This is a genomic window from Pantoea sp. PNA 14-12 (assembly GCF_004364735.1).
Lineage (GTDB): Bacteria > Pseudomonadota > Gammaproteobacteria > Enterobacterales > Enterobacteriaceae > Pantoea > Pantoea stewartii.
Map to the genome: position 1 here is coordinate 102,749 of NZ_SOAJ01000003.1, position 23,485 is coordinate 126,233.

Genomic DNA, 23,485 nt, shown 5'->3' on the forward strand with positions numbered 1-23,485 from the left:
AGCTGGAAAAGTCATCTGACGGCGCCGGGGCGCCATCCGGTTTAGCGCAGACGCTGCCCCTGCTCATCAAACAGCAGGCAGTGATCGGTCGACAGTCCCAGCCTGACCGCCGTCCCCAACTCACGTGGCTGAGCCTCACGTTCTTCTACCACCAACATCTGTTCAATGCCCACATCCAGATAAAGGTAGCTGGTATGGCCCAGCATTTCGGCAAAGGACAGCGTTCCGCTAAATTGCTGTGCAGATGGTGTGGCGGCAGCGGGCTGAATATGTTCAGGGCGAATGCCCAGCGTTACGCGCTGACCTTCATGGCAGGGCGCCTCAATCTTCAGTACCAGCTGCGTGATGGCGAGATCAGGGACGGTTAACTGCACTTCGCCCTGACGCGTCGCCGTAATCTCAGCTCGCAGGAAATTCATCTTCGGTGAGCCAATAAATCCGGCCACAAACAGGTTGTCGGGATCGCTGTACAGGCTCAGCGGCGCGCCCACCTGCTCAATCTTGCCTTTACGCAGCACGACGATGCGATCGGCCAGCGTCATCGCCTCAGACTGATCGTGAGTAACATAGATCATGGTATTGCCCAGTGAGGCATGCAGACGGGCGATTTCAATGCGCATCTGCAGACGCAGTTCGGCATCCAGGTTGGACAGCGGCTCATCAAACAGGAAAATGCGGGGATGACGAATGATGGCCCGGCCAATGGCGACGCGCTGGCGCTGACCACCGGACAGTGCGCGCGGCAGGCGGTCTAACAGTTCTGTCAGGTGTAAGCGCGCGGCGGTCTGTTCAATGGCCTGGGCAATCTCCGCTTTTGATTTCTTCATGACCTCTAACGGATACGCCAGATTGCCGCGCACGGTCATATTGGGATAGAGCGCGTAAGACTGAAAGACCATGGCAATGCCGCGTTCGGTGGCAGGCTGGCGGGTCATGTCTTTGTCGTCGATGAGCAGCTTTCCGTCCGTAATCTCTTCCAGTCCGGCGATCATGCGTAGCAGGGTGGATTTGCCACAGCCGGAAGGCCCGACAAACACAACAAACTCGCCGCTGTTTATGGTGAGATCGACCCCGTGAATCACCCCGATGTTGTCATAGGACTTCTTAACGTTCTGTAAGCGCAGGCTGGTCATAAGCTTCCCCTGATCAAAGTAACTGGCCCATATAGATGGCGTTGCTGCGCAGGATATGGCTGAATCCCAGGCGTTGATAAAACGCGCAAACCTGCTCATTTTGCAGGCTGACGCCAAGATGGACACCGCGCACATCCGCGTTGCGCAGGGCTGCCAGTTCATGTTCGATCATCCTGCGCCCCCAGCCGCCCGCCTGAACGGGCGGCAGAAGATTGATATGCAGATGGGCAGGCCACTGCGTCACCAACGCCTGTGCGGCAGGCTCAGGCTGACGGATACTGTCAAGGATCTTGCTGTCGTAAGGGGCGACAGGTGTGCGATCGCGGTATTTCTCCTGCAGCCGGGGCCACCAGTCGCGTGCAAGCTGCGCTTCAAAGGCGACGGTATCCGGTGTGGCAACGACATATCCCATCACCTCACCCTCAACCTCCAGCACAAAGGCAAAATCCGGGGCAAAGCGTGCATAGGGCACGGCAAAGCGCTGCCCGGGATACTCAGGGTCGGAATAGCAGTGACTGGCATCTTTTCCAGCATTGGCCGTTTCCAGACAAATACGGTAGAGCGCGGGATAATCCGACGCGGTCGCCGGACGAATGACACCTTGATTCACCATCGTCATTTCTCACAGGTCAGTCATTGAACAATCTCACGTTAATGAAAGCTGACTTAGTTTTCAAGATGGAATAATTACCGTGCTGTCAGTGGGCTTCCCGTTATGCCCGCGCTCTGCCTGACCAGACCAGTCTCCGTGCGCCCTTGTGGCGTGCTACCGCAAGGCCTGCGCGGATTACCCGTTTAAATTAAAAGTTAAAAATGTGAGCGTCATAGGATTTTCATATTTTTTATCAGCAGGTTATTACGTCATTTTGGCGGTGGATTATTGTGCTGCTGCGGAAAAGATCAGCATGAATATTACGCTGCATTTCTTTTTATCACCCCGCGCTTATTCGGATAAGCGGTCTGCCAGGTTGATTTTTTGCGCAGGCTCACAACCTGGCAATTCCGCCGGCCCGGTGTTTGACTTTATTTTTTTATTAAAGTAACTATGGATGAGAAGGTGAGTTATGCGGCTTCAGTCTGCGGGAGTGCAGACCGTGTGAAGAAAGGATGCCCGTCCTCTATTGGAGAAAGTGAGCATGATGTCTGATTCCTCAGTTCGTTCGTTCCGTTTTCGCACGTCGGTTCGTAGCCTCCTGGCGGCGGGCTTGCTGATGGGCAGCGTTGCGCATGCCGACAGCAAAGTCACGCTGAATGAGTGGGATATCTATACGTATCCTCAGCAAACGGCGGCAGTCGATGAAGGCATTAAAGAATTCACTCAACAAAACCCCGGCATCGTCATTAATCGCTCCGTGCACTCTTTCGAAGATACCCGAATTCCCCTGAAGCTGGCGTTAACCGCAGGTGAAGGGCCGCAGATCGCACAGGTGAACCAGGGCGGCGGCGATATGGGATCGCTGGTAAAAGACAAACTGCTGCTGCCGCTGGACAGCTATGCGGCCGAGTACGGCTGGACCAAACGCTTCCCGGACTCCATTCTGAAGCGTAACCGCTGGTCTGACAGTGGTCAGTTTGGCAGCGGTAAGCTGTACGGTGTTGCCAGCCTCGGTGAAATGGTCGGCCTGTATTACAACAAAGCGCTACTGGATAAAGCCGGTATTGCGGTGCCGAAAACCCTGAGCGAGCTGGAAGCCGCCATGGCAAAACTGAAGCAGCAGGGCACGCCGCCAATGATGTTAGGTCTGCTGGACGGCAATATGGGTCAGCAACTGCTCAGCACCTTGTGGGAAGCGCAGATTGAAAGTCACGATCGTAAAGCGCTGGATGACCTGATTTATGACGTGGGCGGCACGTTCAAAGATGAAAAGCTGATTAAGGCCGCCACGATGATGAAAGGCTGGGCCGATAAAGGTTACCTGTTCCCTGGCTATCAGGGCATTGGCCACGATGATGCCGCCACGCTGTTCCAGAACGGTCAGGCGGCTTTTCTGGTCAGCGGCACCTGGTATCTGGGCCAGTTTAAAGACAATAAAGATATTCACTTTGCCGCGATGCCGGCGGGTGAGGGTGTGAAGCAGCCGTTGATGGTCGGCGGGACTGACCTGGCCTTCTCGATGACCAGCATGGCAAAAACCAAAGCGCAGCAGGATGCCTCAGCCAAATTTATCAACTATATGGTGTCAGACAGCATGGCAAACCGCTGGCTGAGTGTGGGCTTCCTGCCCGCCAGCACCAGTAAAGACGCAAAAATCCCGGCCGACAATCCGCTCTTAGGCGAGGCCTATCAGGTCTGGCTGACGCTCAATGCCTATGACGGACTGGGTCACTATGTGGACTGGGCCACCCCGACGATGAACGCCGAACTCAATCAAAACGTACAGCTGCTGCTGGCGGGACGACTCACGGCGAATCAGATGGTCACTAACTTCGATAACAACTATCAGCGTTATATAAAAACCCTGAAACACTAAGCCGGGTGCCCGGCAGCATATCTGCCGGGCCTGAATGTCGATCTCACTACGACGAGTACGGTTATGTTGAATCAAAGCAGTTGGCGCAATTTTCTCTATCTTCTTCCAGCCGTGCTGGTTTATGGACTGTTTCTGTTATTGCCGCTGCTGGCGTCACTGGGAATCAGTTTTACCGAATGGGATGGCATATCCATGCCGGTTTTTGCCGGCGTCGCTAACTACCTGCGCATGTTCAGCGATCCGGTGTTCTGGATTGCGCTGGGCAACAACGCCATCCTGATGCTGTTTTATACGCTGCTGCCGATCAGCGTCGGACTCCTGCTATGCAGCTTTTTGTATGAAACCCGCAACAATACCGAGCGCAGCGTGCTGCGGATTCTGTTCTTCCTGCCCTATATCATGCCGATGGCGGTGCTGGGCGTGGTCTGGCGCTGGCTTTATAACCCGGCATTTGGCCCGATCGATCAGTTCCTGCGTGCTGTCGGTTTACCGCAGCTGGCAATGTCGTGGCTGGGGGATTTTACCTGGGCACTGCCTGCCGTGGGCATGGTGGCCACCTGGTACTTCTTTGGCTTCTGTCTGGTGCTGTTTATGGCGGGTCTACAGCGTATGGACCCGTCCCTGCTGGAAGCGGCCGATCTGGATGGCTCGTCGCGGCGGCGTAAGTTTATGCGCATCACGCTGCCGGGCCTGCGCCCGGAGTTGCGTATCGCGCTGCTCCTGACAGTGATTGCCAGCTTAAAAGCCTTTGATCTGGTTTATGTGATGACCCAGGGCGGGCCGGGCACTTCCACGATGGTCACCAATATCTTTATGTATAAGCAGGGTTTTGATCTGCACTACTTCGGCTATGCCTCATCGGTCGCCGTATTCAGCATGGTGATTGTGCTAGGGATTAACTACCTGATTCATCTGGCCCTGAAGGAGCGTTACTGATGAAAAGCACTCCGGTTATTTCTCGTGCGCTCATCTGGGTCGTGGCGTTGCTGACCATCATGCCGTTTCTGATGGCGTTTATGACCTCATTTAAGACTCAGACAGAGCTGTTTCAGGGCGTGTTTACGCTGCCCGCGTCTCTGAATATCAAAAATTACGTGACCGCCTGGCAACAGGGGCATTTTAACGTTTACTTTATGAACTCCGTGCTGGTCGTGATTCCGGTGGTGCTGTGCAGTATTTTGCTGGGTATTCTGGCCGGATTTGGCTTTGCCATGCTGAAAATTCCCGGTAAAAAGCTGGTGGCGGCGATGCTGGCGCTGGGCATGGTATTACCAAGTGAAGCCTTTATCATTCCGCTGTATCACGAACTTCACTGGATGGGATTAACTAATACCACTCTGGCCCTGATCCTGCCGCAGATTGCGCTCTCGTTGCCCTTTACGACGCTGATGATTGCCAGCGCCTTCCAGCAGGTTCCGAAAGAGCTGGTTGAAGCGGCCGTGATGGATGGTGCGTCGCGCGTCAAAATCCTGTGGGGCATTTTAGTCCCGGCTATCTGGCCGACGATCTCCACGCTGGCCTTGCTGCTATTTATCTGGACGTGGAACGAATTTCTTATCCCGTTAATTCTGGTGAATAAAGACGAACTGCGTACCCTGCCGATTGGCATGATGTTTTTTCAGAATAAAAACACCATCGATATCCCGGTACTGATGGCAGGGGCGATGATCGTCATTATGCCGCTCATTCTGGTGTTCCTGTTCTTCCAGCGCAAATTCATCAGTGGCGTGACCGAAGGCGCGGTGAAATAACCCCACCAGGTCACACTTCACGACGGAGGCCGAAAAATGGATCTTTCTCTTGCTGATTTTCATCCGGCAGCGGACGGTGAAACGCCGGACACGCAGGCACTGCAACGCGCGATCGATCAGATTGCTGAAGCGGGCGGCGGTCGGCTGACGTTGCCACCGGGGCGTTATCGCAGTGGCAGCCTGAATCTGCCTTCCAATTTTGAGCTGCATCTGGCCGCCGGGGCGGTGCTGATTGCCAGCCGGCACCTGGCAGATTATCAGCAATGGAAGACGCTGAGCAGTGCTGAGAAATCGCATAACGTCCTGCTGTATGCGTTGGGGCAGCGCAATCTGACGATCAGTGGCAAAGGCCGTATAGAAGGCGACGCCGAAGCCTGGTTTGCGGCAGAGGCCGACGAACAGGGCTATCGCATGCCCAGGGCAGACAGACCGCGCATGATCGTCTTTGAGGACTGCGAGCAGGTGACGCTCAAGGACTTTACCCTGTTCCAGGCCCCAATGTGGACGGTGCACCTTGTCAGCTGCCGCCATGTACACATTGACCATCTGACCATTGATAACGCCATGACGCTGCCCAACACGGACGCGCTGGATATCGACAGCTGCGAGGCCGTGTTGATTAGCAACAGCTATTTCAGCGCCGCTGACGATGCGATTTGCATTAAAACGACCTTGAAGCCTGGCAGCCTGCGCCGTCCGGCCCGGCGCATCGCGATCAGCAACTGCCTGCTGCGCAGCGACAGCTGCGCGATTAAAATCGGCACGGAAACCTGGGATGACGTCGAAGATATTACCGTGACCGGCTGCAGCCTATTTGATTCCAACCGCGGCATTGGCATTGTCTCGCGGGACGGCGGTGCGATACGGCGCGTCCTGTTCAGTCACATCACCTTTCACTGTCACCATGTTGCCGCCTGCCACTGGGGCAAAGCCGATCCCCTGTTTATTTCTGTGCGCACGCGCGATCCGCAGGTGCCACCAGGGATCGTTGAACAGGTTCAGTTCAGCCATCTCAGCGGTGTGGCAGAAGGGGCGATCAACCTGCATGCGGCGCAGCCGGGTTGGATCCGCGACATCGTCATCAGCCAGCTACAGCTGCGTCAGACAGTCGCGCAGGGCGTACAGGGTCAGTTCGATGTTCGGCCGCCCTGTAATCCGGACTCACCGACCGGGATGGGGCTGGACAACGCGTACCGGGTCGATGTGACCACGGGCGAGGCGTACGGCGTGGAGCGCTATCCGGGCGGGCTGCCGGGCCTGTTCGCGCGCGGCGTTGAACATTTGCACCTGCATCACCTGGCGATTCAGCGGCCTGAGCCACTGCCGCCAGGCTGGCATCCGGACAGCGTAGTGCTGCTGGCGGAGTAACTTACAGCGCCGCTGCGATAGCGTCGCCCAGTTGCTGTGTATTGGCGCTGCCGCCCAGGTCGCGGGTTAAGTGCTCGCCTGCGGCCAGCGTGCGTTCGATGGCATCCAGCACGGCATCTCCTGCCGCCTTGTAGCCCAGATGCTCCAGCATCATCGCACCACACCAAATCTGACCAATCGGGTTCGCGATGTTTTTACCGGCGATATCGGGCGCGGAACCGTGTACCGGTTCAAACAGGCTGGGGAAGTTGCCTTCCGGGTTAATATTGGCGGACGGCGCGATGCCGATGGTGCCGGTACAGGCAGGGCCCAGATCTGACAAAATATCGCCGAACAGATTGCTGGCCACCACGACATCAAACCAGTCGGGATGCAAAACAAAATTCGCGGTCAGAATATCAATATGATACTTGTCGACCTTAACGTCAGGATAATGCGCCTGCATTGCCTGAACGCGGTTGTCCCAGTAAGGCATGGTGATGGCGATGCCGTTTGATTTGGTGGCAGAGGTCAGGTGTTTTTTAGGCCGACGCTGCGCCAGGTCAAAGGCAAACTTCAGGATGCGGTCAACGCCCACCCGGGTCATCACGGTTTCCTGAATGACCACTTCTCGTTCTGTGCCGGGGAACATCGTGCCGCCGACGCTGGAGTACTCACCTTCCGTGTTTTCGCGCACGACGTAAAAGTCGATATCACCGGGATGCCGGTTGGCTAACGGCGCTTTCACGCCGGGCATCAGGCGGACCGGACGCAGGTTAACGTACTGATCGAACTCACGACGGAACTGCAGTAACGACCCCCACAGAGAAACGTGATCCGGCACGATATCGGGCCAGCCGACCGCGCCAAAATAGATCGCATCAAAGGTTTTCAGCTCAGCAAACCAGTCATCAGGCAGCATTTTGCCATGCTGTTGCCAGTATTCCGCGCTGGCATAATCGAACCACGTCCACTGCAGCGGAATATTAAATTTCTCTGCTGCTGCATTCATCACGCGAATACCTTCTGGCATTACTTCCTTACCAATGCCGTCGCCGGGAATCACGGCGATACGATGAATTTTCTCTGTCACAGGGTACCTCTGAGGTTGATGTTGTAGGGGCCCGTCAGTGGGTGAAGGCTGTCGATATGCAGCTTGATTAATGATCGGGCATCGGCGCAGTATAACTCTCCACCTGAGGTAAATAATTAGCCTGGAAGTTAATCCCATGTTGAATCAAAGTAGAGAATCACGCACATCCAGTGATGACTTAGTGTTCTTTCTGCGCGTCGCTTCTCTGGACAGCTTAACGGCGGCGGCGCGCGAGCTGGGATTATCGCTGGCGGCCGTCAGCAAACGATTAAGCCAGCTGGAGCAGCGGCTGGGCGTACAGTTACTGCGCCGCACCACGCGTAGGCTGGAGCTGACGCCGGAAGGGCGGCGCTATCTGGACGGTGCCCGTCCGCTGCTGGAGCAACTGGCGGCACTGGAAGAGGCGGTCAGTGGTGAAACGACGCAGTTACGCGGCACGCTGAACATCAACGCCTCCTTCGGCTTTGGCCGTCGCCATATTGCCCCCTGCGTGTCAGCTTTTGCCGCCCTCCATCCTCATCTGGCCCTCTCCCTGCAGCTCAGCAGCCAGCCGCTGAATTTTCTTGATGCGCATGTGGATATTGATATTCGCGTAGGTGAGCCGCCGGATTCGCGGCTGATCGCCCGTAAGCTGGTCCAGAATCCGCGCGTGCTGTGCTGCTCGCCAGGCTATGCGGCGAAGCACGGCCTGCCAGACAGTATCCGTGCGCTGGCGCAACATAACTGCATTTTACTCAGGCAACATGACAGCGACTTCGCTCTGTGGCGCTTAGTCAGCGGCGTTGAGAGCCTGAGCCAGAAGGTGCGCGGTAATCTGGTGACCAACGACGGGGAAGTGGCGATGCGCATGGCGCTGGATGGTCATGGTATTTTGCTGCGCTCATGGTGGGACGCAAAACACAGCATTGCGGCGGGGGAATTGCTGCATGTTCTGCCTGCCTGGCATGCGCCCGATGGCGATATTTTTGCCGTCTGGCAGGCGCAGCGGCAGCCGCCAGCACGCATCTCGGCGTTTGTGACTTTTCTGCAGGAAAATTTGCAGATGGATGCATCGTTAACGAATCTGTGAGGTTTTGAAAAATCGCCCTCAGTTATGCATTACCCGCCATAAAGTATTTACGGAACGCGTCGATACCAATCTTATGTGTCTGCGCCCGTTGCGCCGACCAACTCTGGGCACGCCTCAGGTCTGAGGCGCGGTGCAACCTCTGGTGGATGCGTACCTATGAATACAGATTTAACCCGCGTCGGGGAGGGGGTTTCCCCTCAGCGTATTGCGAAGCAGGCCGACAGGCTGATTGTTATGCTGTGCTGGGCCCTGGTAGTGATTTCCGCTATCGTCGGCAGTCTGTATCAGTCAACGTGGCTGGCCATAACCGTGGGTACCGCGCTGGCGCTGGTCGCCACGCTGGTGGGATGGCTGGCAAACGGAACGCTGTTTTCCCGACTCTGGCTGGCCTTCACGCTGATTGGGTTTGCGGGGCTGCTGATTCAGTTGGGCCGGGGCGAAACCGAGTTTCACTTTTCGGTGTTTGTTTTACTGTCGGTCTTGCTGGTTTACCGCGACAGCCGACCGCTTCTGATGGCAGCCGCGACGGGCGCGGTGCATCACCTGGTATTCAACTATCTACAGGAGCACGATCGGTTTGGCATCGTGGTCTTTCACCATCCTGGTCTGGAGATGGTGCTGTTTCATTCACTGTTTGTGGTGGCGCAAACCGCGATGCTGGTGCTTATTGCCCGGCAGATGGCTGCGGATTTGCGCGCCTCCAGCGAAGTGGCGCAACTGGCTGCCCGCATTAACCGCGAGCCTGGTTGCCTGACGCTGTTTGCAGACAGTCAGCAGAGCGAAACGCCCTTTGCCCGCACCTTTAGTCAGACGCTGGGGACGATGCGCGGTACGTTAAATCAGGTCAGCCACGGCGTTGCGGAACTGCTGCAGGAATCAGACAGCATGCTGTCTCGTAATGCCGCGCTGTCACAGCGCACTGACGAGCAGGCGCAGGCGCTGGATGTTGCGACCAGTGCAATGTCACAAATCAGCGTGGCGGCAAGTCTGGCGCGCGACAAAGCGCAAACGGCCTGCGATCTGGCCCGGGAAACCCGCCAGGTCGCCAGTAAAGGCCAGGAGAATATTCAGCAGGCCATGCACTCAATGGCCCAGATTAATGTCGAGTCGGGGCGGGTAAAAACCATTCTTGAACTGATTGACGGCATTGCCTTCCAGACCAACATCCTGTCGCTGAACGCCTCGGTGGAAGCCGCACGAGCCGGTCAGGAAGGGCGCGGATTCGCAGTCGTTGCCAGTGAGGTGCGTACCCTGGCATTACGCTGTGAGAATGCGGCACGGGAAATCCGGCAACTGATGGATGCCTCCAGCTCCAGCGCCGGTCAGGGCACCGTTCAGGTTGACCAGGCCGCGCAAACCATGCAGGCCATTCACGTGAGTATCGACAGCCTGTCACAGCTGGTGAGTGAACTCTCTGAGATGAGCGTCCAGCAGAATCAGAGCATTGCGCAGATTCAGCAAAGTATTAGCAGTATCGATCACAGCGTGCAGCATAACGTCAAACATGTGACCGAAACGCTTCAGGTTGCGCAGCAGCAACGGCAGCAGGCAGGCGCGTTGCAGCAGGCGATTTCGCTGTTTCGTTTTAGCTGATCAAAGACAGGGGAACCATCCCGGGATGAGGTTCACAAGGGCAGGGGTTACGTTGGCTGGCTAAGTGGACAGCCGCCGGCCTGCGGGTCCGTCAGGATGACGTCGTGATCCGCAGGACGACAGCGGCCCCTGGCCGTTAGCTGTCCACGCCTTTCACTAACAGTACACGGTAGTTGGCGCCTTTCAGGCGATGCTGTTTCGCCGCCTGATATTCCGGACTGTCATACCAGGCATGCGCCGCCTCAGTCGTCGGGAACTCAATAATCACAACGCCTTCGGCTTCAGGCCCTTCCAGCGTTTCCAGTTCGCCATAGAACGCCAGCGGTTTGATGGGATGGTCTCCCCGTGCTTTGCCCGCTTTTTCCGCGTAGGCAGCCATTTCATCCTGATTCAGGGTGTTATCACGAATAAATACGACATATGCACTCACTGTCTTTCTCCTCAGGCCTGCTTGTCTTGGGTTTGGGTATCAAAGTCCGATGCATCATGGCGTTCACGCAGCTGGTCGGCGGGATCGCCCATCACGCGGTTAACTTTGCGACCACGCATTACAGCCGGACGTTGGGCGATCTCTTTGGCCCAGCGCACCACATTTTTATAGGACTGAAGATCCAGGAATTCGGCCGCGTTGTACTGGTTGTACAGCACCATACTGCCGTACCACGGCCAGGTGGCGATATCAGCTATGGTGTAGTCATCACCGGCCAGATAGCGGTTATTGGCCAGCTGACGATCCAGAACGTCAAACTGACGTTTGGCTTCCAGTGAGAAGCGGTTAATGGCGTACTCAATTTTCTCTGGCGCGTAGTGATAGAAGTGACCAAAACCGCCGCCCAGATAAGGGGCAGAGCCTTGCAGCCAGAACAGCCAGTTCAGCGTCTCGGTGCGCTTCGCAATGTCTTTTGGCAGAAAATAACCGTATTTCTCTGCCAGATAGAGCAGGATATTACCGGATTCAAACACCCGAATCGGCGGCGTGGCAGAGTGGTCACTCAGGGCCGGGATTTTGGAATTCGGGTTGATATCAACAAAGCCGCTGGTGAACTGGTCGCCTTCGCCAATGTTAATCAGCCAGGCATCGTACTCCGCATCATTTACGTTCAGCGCCAGCAGCTCCTCCAGCAGAATGGTGACTTTCTGGCCGTTTGGCGTACCAAGGGAGTAAAGCTGCAAAGGATGTTTACCGACCGGCAGGGCTTTTTCATGCGTTGGGCCTGCGGTTGGGCGATTTGTTTTGGCGCCGTTACCTTTGGCTTCCGGGTCCCACTTCCAGACTTTAGCGGGCTGATAGTGTTGTTCAGACATGATGAGGTTCGCCTTTTTGTGTTTGGAGTGTCACGAGTGTAGCAGTTGCCAGCACGCCGGTTTAACCCTGGTGGCGGTGACTTTGTATCGCTTTACTACAATGCTTAAGGCAATTGACCGTCAGCCCTGTGTCTGTTTTCTCTGCATAAATCACATTGATGACGGCTGAGTATTGCTATGCTAAAACGGTTTAGTAAAATTTAGCTATAGCTGAGCAGGAGAGAACGATGACAGCGCGAGTCTGGTGTCTGGGTGACGCCGTGGTGGACCTGCTTCCGGACGGACCGGGGCATTTAATTCAGTGTGCAGGCGGCGCGCCCGCCAATGTGGCCGTCGGCATTGCCCGCTTGCAGGGCAAGAGCGGATTTATCGGCCGGGTCGGGGACGATCCCTTTGGCCATTTTATGCAGCAAACGCTGGCCAGTGAGCAGGTTGAGACGGCGTATATGACGCTGGACAGCGCGCATCGCACGTCAACGGTCGTGGTCGCGCTCGACCATGAGGGCGAACGCTCTTTTACCTTCATGGTCCGGCCCAGCGCAGACCTGTTTCTTGAACAAGGCGATCTGCCGCCGTTTCAGCCGGGCGAGTGGCTTCACTGCTGTTCCATTGCGCTGGCCGCCGAACCGTCCCGTTCCACGACCTTTACGGCGATGCAGCGGATAAGCGAAGCCGGGGGATATGTCAGCTTTGATCCCAACATTCGTCACGACCTGTGGCGCGATGACGCGCAGTTACGTGACTGTGTGAACCGCGCGCTGCAACGGGCAGATGTGGTCAAGCTGTCGGAGGAAGAGCTGGCCTTTCTGACCGAAGAGACGCAGGGCGGTGACAGCCTGCAGATGCTGGCAGAACGCTATGCGATCAGTCTGCTGATGGTCACCCAGGGCAAAGCCGGCGTAAAAGTCTGGCACCAGGGTCAGCATTATCACTATCCCACGTTGCCCGTGGTGAGCGTGGACACCACCGGTGCCGGTGACGCTTTTGTCGCGGGGTTATTGTGGGGACTGGCAGAAAAAGGCCTGCCCACCAATGAAACGGAGCTGGCGGCATGCTTAACCAGCGCTCAGCAATGTGGCGCACTGGCGACGACCGCCAAAGGCGCGATGACGGCGCTGCCCTATCGTCATCAGATTGCGGGCTAATGCCCACTGTCGCCGCGCGCAGGCCCGCCCGGCGGGCAGCAGAACCCATACGGGGCAGGTGACCGTTGGCGGAACGCCCAGATGCGCGCGTTCCGTCACCCTGGCGACCACGACGGATTACGCACCCGAACCTGCCCCCCTTCTCCTGCCGTATCATTTCACCGCGTTGTGCTGGCCTTATCAGGTTTCCGGCTGATTTCACTGACCTGTGACGGCTTCGACGTTGCCTGACCGCGCCCGCTTTGTCCTGCTTCGCCAGGCCCCCGACGCTACGTTATGCCCGAATGCGCTTTGCTGTGAGGCAGTTCACTCATTCGCCTTTCCCTGCTTTACAAGCGCTGACCTGGCTCGTAATGTCATTTTTATGTGAGCGGATAACAATTTTACGCAGGAGAGTAACATGGCCCTGGAGAGAGATTCACTGGCTGCCGTACTGGCCCGGCGCGACTGGGAAAACCCTGGCATCAGCGAACGTAACCGGCTGGAAGCCCATCCCCCTTTTTGCAGCTGGCGCAGTGCAGAAGCAGCGCGTGAGAAGCATCAGTCAGCGCATGTTAAATGTCTGAATGGCGAGTGGCAATTTGCTTATTTCACCGCGCCCGAGGCCGTACCGGAGAGCTGGCGGACGCAGGATCTGGCCGAAGCCGCGCCGATAGCCGTGCCGTCGGTATGGCAGATGCAGGGTTATGATGTTCCCATCTATACCAATGTCACCTATCCCATCCCGGTAAATCCCCCCTTCGTTCCCACTGAAAACCCCACAGGATGTTATTCGCTCACATTTAATGTGGATGCCGGGTGGCTGGTGTCAGGACAAACCCGAGTGGTATTCGACGGTGTGAATTCAGCGTTTAATGTGTGGTGCAATGGCCGCTGGGTTGGCTATGGTCAGGACAGTCGTCTGCCCTCGGAATATGATCTGACGGAGTACCTGGTCAGGGGTGAAAACCGCCTTGCCGTCATGGTGTTACGCTGGAGCGATGGCAGCTACCTGGAAGATCAGGACATGTGGCGCATGAGCGGCATTTTCCGCGATGTCACCCTGCTGCACAAACCGGCCACCCATATCTGCGATCTGCGTATCCGCACACATTTCAATGACGATTTCAGCCGTGCCCGGCTGGACGCCGAGGTGCGCGTCGCCGGCACGCTGGATGACGACTTACAGGTGAGCATACAGCTCTTTGCAGGCAGTGAATTGGTGGGGGACGCGACATCGCCACTGGGCAGTGCGATCGTTGACGAGCGCGGCGCCTGGAACGATCGGACAACGCTGTCCCTCCGCGTGAACAATCCTGCGCTCTGGAGCGCGGAAACGCCGCATCTCTATCGGGCGGTGGTGCAGTTGCACCGGGCGGACGGCACGCTGATTGAAGCGGAAGCCTGCGATGTGGGATTCCGTCACGTCAGTATTGAGAACGGCCTGTTGTTACTCAATGGCCAGCCACTGCTTATCCGCGGCACCAACCGTCATGAGCACCATCCTGTCCACGGCCAGGTGATGGATCGCGACACGATGGTGCAGGACATTCTGCTGATGAAGCAGAATAACTTTAACGCCGTGCGCTGCTCCCATTATCCCAATCATCCTCTGTGGTACAGCCTGTGTGATTATTACGGGCTGTATGTGGTGGATGAAGCCAATATCGAAACCCACGGCATGGTGCCAATGAATCGCCTGAGTGACGATCCGGCCTGGCTGCCCGCGATGAGCCAGCGCGTTACGCGCATGGTGCAGCGTGACCGCAATCACCCCTGCATTATTATCTGGTCTCTGGGCAATGAATCAGGCCATGGTGCCAACCATGATGCGCTCTACCGCTGGCTGAAAAGCGAAGATCCGTCCCGTCCGGTGCAGTATGAAGGCGGCGGCGCCAACACGGCGGCCACTGACATCATTTGCCCGATGTATGCGCGCGTCGATCAGGACCAGCCGTTCCCGGCGGTGCCAAAATGGTCGATTAAGAAATGGCTGTCGATGCCGGGCGAGCAGCGGCCGCTGATTCTGTGTGAATACGCCCATGCGATGGGCAACAGCCTGGGCGGCTATGCGAAGTACTGGCAGGCCTTCCGTCAGTATCCCCGCCTGCAGGGCGGTTTTGTCTGGGACTGGGCCGATCAGTCTTTAATTCGGTACGATGAGAACGGCGAAGCCTGGTCCGCTTATGGCGGTGACTTTGGCGATACGCCCAACGACCGTCAGTTCTGCATGAACGGGCTGGTTTTTGCCGACCGGACGCCGCATCCGTCGCTGTATGAAGCGCGCCACGCACAGCAGTTCTTCCAGTTCAGCCTGCTGCCCGGCAGTGAGCGCACGCTGGAGGTCACCAGCGAATACCTGTTCCGCCATAGTGACAATGAAATTCTGCACTGGTCCGTGGCCCAGGACGGTAATCTGCTGGCGACAGGTGAGGTCACGCTCGACATCGCACCGCAGGGCCGTCAGCGTATTACCCTGCCCGCCATGCCACTGCCAGAATCCGCAGGGCAATTGTGGTTAACGGTGCGCGTAGAGCAGCCGCAACCTACCGCCTGGTCCGAAGCCGGACACATCAGTGCCTGGCAGCAGTGGCCGCTGGAGACGATTCTTGATATCGCGCCTGCGTCTGTGGCCGCCAGCGCCCCCGCGCTTGAGCGCAGCGAAGACCGCTTTAGCGTGGTGGTGAATAACCAGCGCTGGGCGTTCAGTCGGGAGCAGGGCGTCCTGACGCAGTACTGGATTGATGAAAAAGCACAGTTACTGTCGCCGCTGACGGACCAGTTCACCCGCGCGCCACTGGATAACGATATCGGTGTCAGCGAAGCCACGCGTATCGATCCCAACGCCTGGGTTGAGCGCTGGAAAGCGGCGGGGCATTACCAGGCGGACGTTATCACCCTGCAGTGCAGCGCGGAAACGCTCACCGATGCCGTACTGATTACCACCGCGCATGCCTGGCAGTTCCAGGGCAAGACCCTGTTTGTCAGCCGCAAAACATACCGTATCGATGGCTTTGGTGAGATGCAGGTGACGGTCAATGTCGAGGTCGCCCGCGATACGCCGTATCCGGCCCGCATCGGGATGTGTTGCCAGTTAGCGGAGGTGGCTGATCGGGTGAACTGGTTAGGTCTGGGTCCCCATGAAAACTACCCGGATCGCCTGACCGCGGCCTGTTTTGATCGCTGGGATTTATCGCTGGACGACATGTACACGCCGTATGTCTTCCCCACCGAGAACGGCCTGCGCTGTGGCACGCGTGAACTGCGGTACGGTGTCCATCAGTGGCGCGGTGATTTTCAGTTCAACATCAGCCGCTACAGCCAGAAACAGCTGATGGACACCCGCCACCGTCACCTTTTGCAGCCTGAAGCAGGCACCTGGCTCAACATTGATGGCTTCCATATGGGCGTCGGCGGCGATGACTCCTGGAGTCCGTCGGTGTCCCCTGAATTCCTGCTTAGTGCCGGACGCTATGGCTACCAGTTTACCTGGGGGCAACAAAAGTAACTTAGCGGGCAGGCTCCGGCCTGCCTGACTCTCGCATAAGGAAGTCCGCTATGTACTATTTAAAAAATACTAACTTTTGGTTGTTTGGCCTTTTCTTCTTCTTTTACTTTTTCATCATGGGTGCCTATTTCCCGTTCTTCCCCATCTGGCTGCATGATATTAATCACATCAGCAAAGGGGACACCGGCATTATCTTCGCCAGTATTTCTTTGTTTTCTTTACTGTTCCAGCCGCTGTTTGGGCTGCTTTCCGACAAACTCGGGCTGCGCAAACACCTGTTATGGGTGATCACCGGCATGCTGGTGATGTTCGCCCCTTTCTTTATTTATGTATTTGGCCCGCTCCTGCAGGTGAATATTCTGGCGGGTTCGGTTGTGGGCGGTATTTATCTGGGCTTTATCTACAATGCGGGGGCACCTGCAATTGAAGCTTATATTGAGAAAGTCAGTCGCCGCAGCCATTTTGAATTTGGCCGGGCCCGTATGTTTGGCTGCGTTGGCTGGGCACTGTGCGCCTCTATCGTCGGCATCATGTTCACCATTAATAACCAGTTTGTTTTCTGGTTAGGCTCTGGCTGTGCCGTGATCCTGGCGCTGCTGCTGTTCTTTTCACGCACCAGCAATTCCTCATCTGCCACGGTGGCGCAGGCCGTGGGGGCGAACCAGTCCGCATTCAGTCTGAAGCTGGCACTGGAGCTGTTTAAGCAACCCAAACTGTGGTTTTTGTCGCTATATGTTGTGGGCGTTTCCTGTACGTACGATGTATTTGATCAGCAGTTCGCCAACTTCTTTACCTCGTTCTTTACGTCGGGTGAGCAGGGCACGCGCGTTTTTGGTTACGTCACCACGCTGGGCGAATTGCTGAACGCCTGCATCATGTTTTTTGCGCCGCTCATCGTTAACCGTATCGGCGGCAAAAATGCCTTGTTGCTGGCGGGCATGATCATGTCTGTGCGCATTATGGGCTCCTCTTTTGCCACCACGGCGGTGGAGGTGGTGATCCTGAAAACATTACATATGTTTGAGATCCCTTTCCTGATCGTCGGCTGTTTTAAATACATCACCAGCCAGTTTGAGGTGCGCTTCTCCGCCACGATTTATCTGGTGTGCTTCTGCTTCTTTAAGCAGTTAGCGATGATTTTTATGTCGGTACTGGCGGGCAATATGTACGAAAGCATTGGCTTCCAGGGCGCGTATCTGGTGCTTGGCTGTATTGCACTGGCCTTCACGCTGCTTTCCGTCTTCACGCTCAGCGGGCCAGGGCCGCTGACAGCATTACGTCGGCAGCCTGTCTGACGCACAATTATCCCCTTAACACTGGGCAGGAGACTGCCCATTGCTTTGTCCGCGCTCCCCGCTTTTTGCCGCTTCCTTTCCCACCACATCGTGTCGTTTTGCGAACTGACTCACAATCATAAAAACGGTTTAGCAAATTGCTTTGCCTGGAAATCCGGCGATCAATATTATCCAAAACCTAAACCGGTTTAGCAAAATGACAACACCACGACCTGAACCTTTCTGGAATGGCAAAACGATGAGAAAAAAGAGACTTGCTGCAACCGTTGGATTGTTGCTCTGCGCAGGCCCGGCTCTGGCTGCGGAACCGAGCATGAGCAGTATCGAAGCCCGGCTGGCCGCGCTGGAAAAGCGCCTGCAGGCGGCTGAGCAGCGTGCTGACGCCGCCGAACGTCGCGCAAACGCCGCAGAAAAACAGGCCGCTTCAGCAGAAAAACAGGCCCAGCAGCTTGCCAGCGCACAACAGCAAACCCAGGCTACTGCCACCCAGGTGGAACAGCGCACGGCAAAGCTGGAACAGAAGGCGAGTGATGACGGGGGCTTTGAATTTCACGGCTATGCGCGTTCTGGCTTATTAATGAACAGCTCGGCGGCCAAAACGCAGGGCGGCCCGACCGTGACGCCGGCAGGGGAAACCGGTGGGCATGTCGGGCGCCTGGGCAACGAACCGGATACCTATGTCGAACTGAATCTGGAACATAAGCAAACGCTGGAAAACGGGGCGACCACCCGCTTTAAAGCCATGCTGGCCGACGGTCAGCGGACCTATAACGACTGGACGGCCGCCAGTAGCGATCTCAACCTGCGGCAGGCGTTTGTGGAACTCGGTCAACTGCCCACCTTTACGGGCGCGTTCAAAGACACCACCGTCTGGGCGGGGAAACGCTTTGACCGTGACAATTTCGATATTCACTGGATCGACTCCGACGTCGTGTTCCTCGCCGGGACCGGTGCCGGTATTTACGACATGAAGTGGAGCGATCAGGCTCACAGCAACCTGTCGCTCTACGGGCGCACCTTTGGTGATATCGAAAACAACGATAACACCGCACAGAACTACATTCTGACAGCCAACAACTATTACGGCCCGTTCCAGCTGATGCTCAGCGGTATGCGCGCCAAAGACAATGACGATCGGCTGGACGTGAATGGCCTGAAAGTGAAAGGCGATGCTGCGAATACCGGTCTGCATGCCCTGGTGGGGCTGCACAACGACAGCTTTTATGGTCTGCGTGAAGGAACGGCGAAAACCGCGCTCTTGTATGGTCACGGCTTAGGTGCAGAGGTCAAAGCCATTGGGTCCGACGGCGCATTGCTGCCGGATGCGGATACCTGGCGTCTGGCCAGCTACGGGATCACCCCACTGGGCGGCGGCTGGCATATCGCTCCGGCGGTGCTGGCGCAGAGCAGTAAAGATCGTTACGTCAAAGGCGACAGCTATCAGTGGGCGACCGCCAACATGCGCCTGATTCAGGGGCTGACGGAGAATTTCGAAATGCAGTACGAAGCCACCTATCAATATATGGATCTGCGTCCGGAAGGCTTCAATCAGCGTAGCGCAGTAAGTGGTAACTTCTACAAACTGACCGTTGCGCCTACGTTGAAAGCCAGCAACGTAGGGGAATTCCTGAAACGTCCGGAAATTCGCCTTTTCGCCACCTGGATGGACTGGGATCACCGACTGGACAACTATGCGCGCGGCGATGCGTTTGGCAGCAGCGGCTTTGAAGCCGGCGGTGAATGGAACTTCGGCGTACAAATGGAAACCTGGTTCTGACCGGGCGGCCCTGTAGGGCCGTTTCAACCGGGTTGACAACATTACACGACAACACAGAGGTTTTTTATGGATTTTGTACAAATCTCCCGCGCATTACTGCCGCTGCTGGGAGGCAAAGAAAATATTGCCAGCGCAGCCCATTGCGCAACCCGGCTCCGGCTGGTGCTGGTCGAGGATGCCAAAGCGGATACCGCCGCGATCGGTAAAATCGACGGTGTGAAGGGCTGTTTCCGCAACGCGGGCCAGCTGCAGGTCATTTTTGGGACTGGCGTGGTCAACAAAGTCTATGCGGCGTTTGTGGCGGAAGCGGGCATCAGTGAGTCCAGTAAATCGGAAGCGGCCGACATTGCGGCCCGTAAGCTCAATCCCTTCCAGCGTATCGCCCGGTTGCTGTCGAATATTTTTGTCCCGATTATTCCGGCGATCGTTGCCTCCGGCCTGCTGATGGGCCTGCTGGGCATGGTCAAAACCTATGGCTGGGTTAACCCGGAAAACGCCCTGTATATCATGCTGGATATGTGCAGTTCGGCGGCGTTTATCATTCTGCCGATTCTGATTGGCTTTACGGCGGCCCGTGAGTTTGGTGGTAACCCGTTCTTAGGCGCTACGCTGGGCGGTATTCTGACGCATCCTGCGCTGACTAATGCCTGGGGCGTGGCGGCCGGTTTCCATACCATGAACTTCTTTGGTATCGAAGTGGCGATGATTGGCTACCAGGGCACGGTCTTTCCGGTCCTGCTGGCCGTGTGGTTTATGAGTCTGCTGGAAAAACAGCTGCGCCGCATCATCCCGGATGCGCTCGATCTGATCCTGACGCCTTTCCTGACGGTGATCATCTCTGGCTTTGTGGCACTGCTCATCATTGGCCCGGCCGGGCGCGCATTGGGGGATGGTATCTCCTTTGTGCTCAGCACCCTGATTGCCCATGCAGGCTGGCTGGCCGGATTGCTGTTTGGCGGGCTGTATTCCGTTATCGTGATTACTGGTGTGCATCACAGTTTCCACGCGATTGAAGCTGGCTTGCTGGGTAACCCGTCTATCGGCGTCAATTTCCTGTTGCCGATATGGGCGATGGCTAACGTGGCACAGGGCGGCGCATGTCTGGCCGTGTGGTTCAAAACGCAGGATGCCAAAATCAAGGCGATTACTTTACCCTCTGCGTTTTCTGCCTTGCTGGGCATTACCGAAGCGGCCATCTTTGGTATTAACCTGCGCTTCATGAAGCCCTTCATCGCCGGCCTGATCGGGGGAGCCATCGGCGGTGCCTGGGTGGTGTCGATGAAAGTGTATATGACGGCGGTGGGCCTGACGGGCTTACCCGGTATGGCGATCGTTCAGGCCAGTTCGCTGCTGAATTATATTATTGGTATGGTTATCGCCTTTAGCGTCGCCTTTGTGATCGCCTTCCTGCTGAAATACAAAACGGACTCTGAATGATGGCTAACAACACTCTGCTGCCCGCCATGCTGAAGGCGGTAATGAAAGGCCAGCCTAAAGCACGCGAGGACAGCCACTATCCGGGCTGGCACCTGGCGCCGGTCACCGGGCTGCTTAACGATCCCAATGGGTTTATCCATTTCGACGGGCACTATCACCTGTTCTACCAGTGGAACGCCCTGGGCTGTGAGCATAAGCATAAATGCTGGGGCCACTGGCGCTCTGCGGATTTGCTGCACTGGTCGCATGAACCTGTCGCCTTGCTGCCAGACGAAGAGTACGACCGGAGCGGCTGCTATTCAGGCAGCGCGGTAGACGATAATGGCACCTTAACCCTGTGTTATACCGGCAACGTTAAGTTTGCCGACGGCTCCCGTACCGCCTGGCAGTGCCTGGCGGTGCAGAACCCTGACGGGGGATTCGATAAGCTGGGGCCGGTGCTTCCCCTGCCGGCGGGCTACACCGGCCATGTTCGTGATCCGAAAGTCTGGCGTCATGGCGCACACTGGTACATGGTGCTGGGCGCGCAGGACAAGCAGCTCAAGGGCAAAGTCCTGCTACTGCGCGGAAGCGATCTGCGCCACTGGGAAAACCTCGGCGAAATTGCCGGTAGCGGTTTGGGTGGACTGGGCGAAGCCGGTTATATGTGGGAATGCCCGGACATGTTCACCCTGGGAGAATCGACGTTTTTGATCTGCTGTCCTCAGGGCATTGAACGGGAAGAGAAACGCTTTCTGAACAGCCATCCCTGCGCCTGTCTCAGCGGCACGCTGGATTATGAAAACGCCCGCTATACGCACGGGGGGTTCACTGAGCTGGATGCGGGGTTTGAATTCTATGCGCCGCAGACCACGCTGACCGAGGATGGCCGTCGGCTGCTGGTGGGCTGGATGGGCGTCCCGGACGGAGAGGAGATGCATCAGCCTACCGTGAAATTCGGCTGGATTCATCAAATGACCTGTATTCGGGAACTGAGCGCGCGCGACGGTAAACTGTACCAGCAACCGGTGGCGGAACTGCAGGCGTTGCGCGGCGAGACGCAGCGCTATCACGGCAACGCCAGTCAGGCTCCGTTACTCGCTGCACAACGGCTTGAGCTGATGCTGGAATCAGGCGGCGGGATCACGCTGGATTTCGCCGGTTCACTGCTGCTGACCTGGCATGCGGATGCATTGTGCCTGGCGCGCCGCAGTCTGGAAACCGGCGAATGGCTTTACCGCCACTGGAACGGGCGGGCGCACAAACTGCATATTTTGTGTGACCACTCCAGCGTAGAGATTTTTATCAATGACGGAGAAGGCGTGATGAGTAGCCGTTACTTTCCCACGCATCCGGCGGAGTTACGCCTGCGCGGTAGCGCAGAAGTCACGGCCTGCTACTGGTCGTTACGATCCTGCATGGTAGAATAAGCCCTTGTTTCCTTAACCGAAGCACCGTCGTGAAAAAAACAAAGCGCGTTACCATCAGTGATATCGCTGCGCTGGCCGGGGTGTCAAAAGCCACGGCCAGCCTGGTGCTTAACGGACGCGGTAAAGAACTGCGCGTGGCGCAGGAAACGCGTGAACGCGTCATGGCCCTTGCTCAGCAACATCACTATCAGCCCAGCATCCACGCGCGTCTGCTGCGTGAAAATCGCAGCCATACGTTGGGGCTGGTGGTGCCTGAAATCACCAACTATGGTTTCGCCGTGTTTTCTCACGCGCTGGAAAACCTGTGCCGTGAAGCGGGTCTGCAACTGCTAATCTCCTGCACCGATGAAAATGCCAGTCAGGAAACCCTGGTGGTCAACAATCTGGTCTCGCGTCAGGTGGATGGTTTGATCGTCGCCTCCAGTCAGCAGAGCGACAGCGACTACCTGAAGCTGAGCGAGCAACTGCCGGTCGTGCTGTTTGACCGCCACGTAAATAACAGCAGTTTGCCGCTGGTGATAACGGATTCACTAACGCCAACTGCCGAGCTGGTAGAACGTCTGGCGCGCGCGCATCCTGATGAGGTTTATTTTCTGGGTGGGCAGCCGCGCCTGTCACCGACGAAAGATCGGCTGGCTGGCTTTATGCAGGGCCTGGCGCGGGCGGGCGTCACGCCGCGACCGGAATGGATTATCCAGGGCAACTACCACCCCAGCAGCGGCTATGAGATGTTTGCCGCGCTCTGTGCGCGGTTAGGCAGGCCGCCGAAAGCCGTGTTTACCGCCGCCTGTGGCTTACTGGAAGGGGTTCTGCGCTACATGAGCCAGCACCATTTGCTGGAGAGTGATATCCATATCGCCAGTTTCGACGATCACTATTTATATGACTCGCTGTCACTGCATATCGATACCGTAGAGCAGGATGTGCCGCGCCTGGCGCAGGAGTGCTTTTCGGTCATCACGCAAATGATTCAGGGGCAGGACCTGGCGGAGCGGCAGATCGTTTTGCCCGCCAGGCTGCGCTACCGCTCCTCGCTGGCGGGGTGATCCGGTTCAGCGGCAGGCCACAAGCGTGGTTCAGGTAACCGATCCCGTGCTGTTGCCACTCCGTTTCTGCATCAGGGCAAGATTACGGACAGGGCTCACGAAACGGGGACGGTATCAGGCCGTGCTT

The 23,485-nt window shown here is 56.8% G+C and carries 18 protein-coding genes; 13 read left to right on the forward strand and 5 right to left on the reverse strand.

The annotated features are described in order from the left end of the window. Window positions 1-41: 41 nt before the first annotated feature. Window positions 42-1,133 carry an ABC transporter ATP-binding protein gene (locus C7434_RS11605; RefSeq protein WP_033739035.1) on the reverse strand — a complete coding sequence of 364 codons (1,092 nt, stop codon included), beginning with the start codon at window positions 1,131-1,133 and terminating at the stop codon, window positions 42-44. A 13-nt stretch (window positions 1,134-1,146) separates the two neighbouring features. Then, window positions 1,147-1,746, reverse strand: coding sequence for a GNAT family N-acetyltransferase (locus C7434_RS11610; protein WP_033739037.1), 600 nt, complete (start codon window positions 1,744-1,746; stop codon window positions 1,147-1,149). A gap of 526 nt (window positions 1,747-2,272) precedes the next feature. Between C7434_RS11610 and C7434_RS11615 the strand changes: the two genes are divergently transcribed. From C7434_RS11615 to C7434_RS11630, 4 genes are all read left to right on the forward strand, one after another. Next, window positions 2,273-3,604 (forward strand): extracellular solute-binding protein, encoded by a 1,332-nt coding sequence (locus C7434_RS11615; protein WP_033739253.1) that lies wholly within the window; start codon window positions 2,273-2,275, stop codon window positions 3,602-3,604. Window positions 3,605-3,667: 63 nt separating this feature from the next. Continuing rightward, window positions 3,668-4,540: a sugar ABC transporter permease gene (locus C7434_RS11620; protein ID WP_033739042.1), complete on the forward strand. Its 873-nt coding sequence runs from the start codon at window positions 3,668-3,670 to the stop codon at window positions 4,538-4,540. Then, window positions 4,540-5,355 carry a carbohydrate ABC transporter permease gene (locus C7434_RS11625; RefSeq protein ID WP_039339038.1) on the forward strand — a complete coding sequence of 272 codons (816 nt, stop codon included), beginning with the start codon at window positions 4,540-4,542 and terminating at the stop codon, window positions 5,353-5,355. Before C7434_RS11620 ends, C7434_RS11625 begins: the two co-directional genes overlap by 1 nt. Before the next feature lie 36 nt (window positions 5,356-5,391). Beyond that, the gene (locus C7434_RS11630) at window positions 5,392-6,723 is read left to right on the forward strand and encodes a glycoside hydrolase family 28 protein (protein ID WP_033739046.1); all 1,332 of its coding nucleotides are present in this window, start codon (window positions 5,392-5,394) and stop codon (window positions 6,721-6,723) included. Window position 6,724: 1 nt separating this feature from the next. On the opposite strand, the gene C7434_RS11635 is transcribed toward C7434_RS11630, so the two are convergent. After that, the gene (locus C7434_RS11635; RefSeq protein WP_033739048.1) at window positions 6,725-7,795 is read right to left on the reverse strand and encodes a tartrate dehydrogenase; all 1,071 of its coding nucleotides are present in this window, start codon (window positions 7,793-7,795) and stop codon (window positions 6,725-6,727) included. Between the two features lie 136 nt (window positions 7,796-7,931). On the opposite strand from C7434_RS11635, the gene C7434_RS11640 reads away from it, so the two are divergent. Both C7434_RS11640 and C7434_RS11645 read left to right on the forward strand, forming a co-directional pair. Then, window positions 7,932-8,864, forward strand: coding sequence for a LysR family transcriptional regulator (locus tag C7434_RS11640; RefSeq protein WP_033739051.1), 933 nt, complete (start codon window positions 7,932-7,934; stop codon window positions 8,862-8,864). A 156-nt stretch (window positions 8,865-9,020) separates the two neighbouring features. Beyond that, entirely contained in the window at window positions 9,021-10,457 is a 1,437-nt protein-coding gene (locus tag C7434_RS11645) for a methyl-accepting chemotaxis protein (RefSeq protein ID WP_033739053.1), read from the forward strand. 136 nt (window positions 10,458-10,593) lie between these two features. Here the strand turns inward: C7434_RS11645 and C7434_RS11650 are convergent, their stop codons facing one another. Both C7434_RS11650 and yghU read right to left on the reverse strand, forming a co-directional pair. Further along, window positions 10,594-10,887, reverse strand: a complete 294-nt coding sequence (locus tag C7434_RS11650) for a DUF1330 domain-containing protein (protein WP_006121667.1) — start codon at window positions 10,885-10,887, stop codon at window positions 10,594-10,596. A gap of 11 nt (window positions 10,888-10,898) precedes the next feature. After that, on the reverse strand, window positions 10,899-11,762 hold the full coding sequence (gene yghU, locus C7434_RS11655; protein ID WP_006121666.1) for a glutathione-dependent disulfide-bond oxidoreductase: 864 nt from the start codon (window positions 11,760-11,762) through the stop codon (window positions 10,899-10,901). 227 nt (window positions 11,763-11,989) lie between these two features. Between yghU and C7434_RS11660 the strand changes: the two genes are divergently transcribed. From C7434_RS11660 to C7434_RS11690, 7 genes are all read left to right on the forward strand, one after another. Further along, window positions 11,990-12,907 carry an aminoimidazole riboside kinase gene (locus tag C7434_RS11660; RefSeq protein WP_033739058.1) on the forward strand — a complete coding sequence of 306 codons (918 nt, stop codon included), beginning with the start codon at window positions 11,990-11,992 and terminating at the stop codon, window positions 12,905-12,907. 400 nt (window positions 12,908-13,307) lie between these two features. Further along, a complete protein-coding gene (locus C7434_RS11665) occupies window positions 13,308-16,394 on the forward strand; it encodes a beta-galactosidase (protein ID WP_033739061.1) in 3,087 nt (1,028 codons plus the stop codon). Between the two features lie 50 nt (window positions 16,395-16,444). Beyond that, window positions 16,445-17,689 (forward strand): MFS transporter, encoded by a 1,245-nt coding sequence (locus C7434_RS11670; protein WP_054688393.1) that lies wholly within the window; start codon window positions 16,445-16,447, stop codon window positions 17,687-17,689. A gap of 238 nt (window positions 17,690-17,927) precedes the next feature. Continuing rightward, window positions 17,928-19,466, forward strand: a complete 1,539-nt coding sequence (locus C7434_RS11675) for a carbohydrate porin (protein ID WP_033739066.1) — start codon at window positions 17,928-17,930, stop codon at window positions 19,464-19,466. Between the two features lie 66 nt (window positions 19,467-19,532). Then, complete coding sequence (locus tag C7434_RS11680; protein WP_033739068.1) at window positions 19,533-20,903, forward strand: sucrose-specific PTS transporter subunit IIBC; 1,371 nt, start codon at window positions 19,533-19,535, stop codon at window positions 20,901-20,903. Then, entirely contained in the window at window positions 20,903-22,312 is a 1,410-nt protein-coding gene (locus tag C7434_RS11685; protein WP_033739254.1) for a sucrose-6-phosphate hydrolase, read from the forward strand. Before C7434_RS11680 ends, C7434_RS11685 begins: the two co-directional genes overlap by 1 nt. 29 nt (window positions 22,313-22,341) lie before the next feature. Continuing rightward, window positions 22,342-23,358, forward strand: a complete 1,017-nt coding sequence (locus C7434_RS11690) for a substrate-binding domain-containing protein (RefSeq protein ID WP_033739070.1) — start codon at window positions 22,342-22,344, stop codon at window positions 23,356-23,358. Window positions 23,359-23,485: the final 127 nt, after the last annotated feature.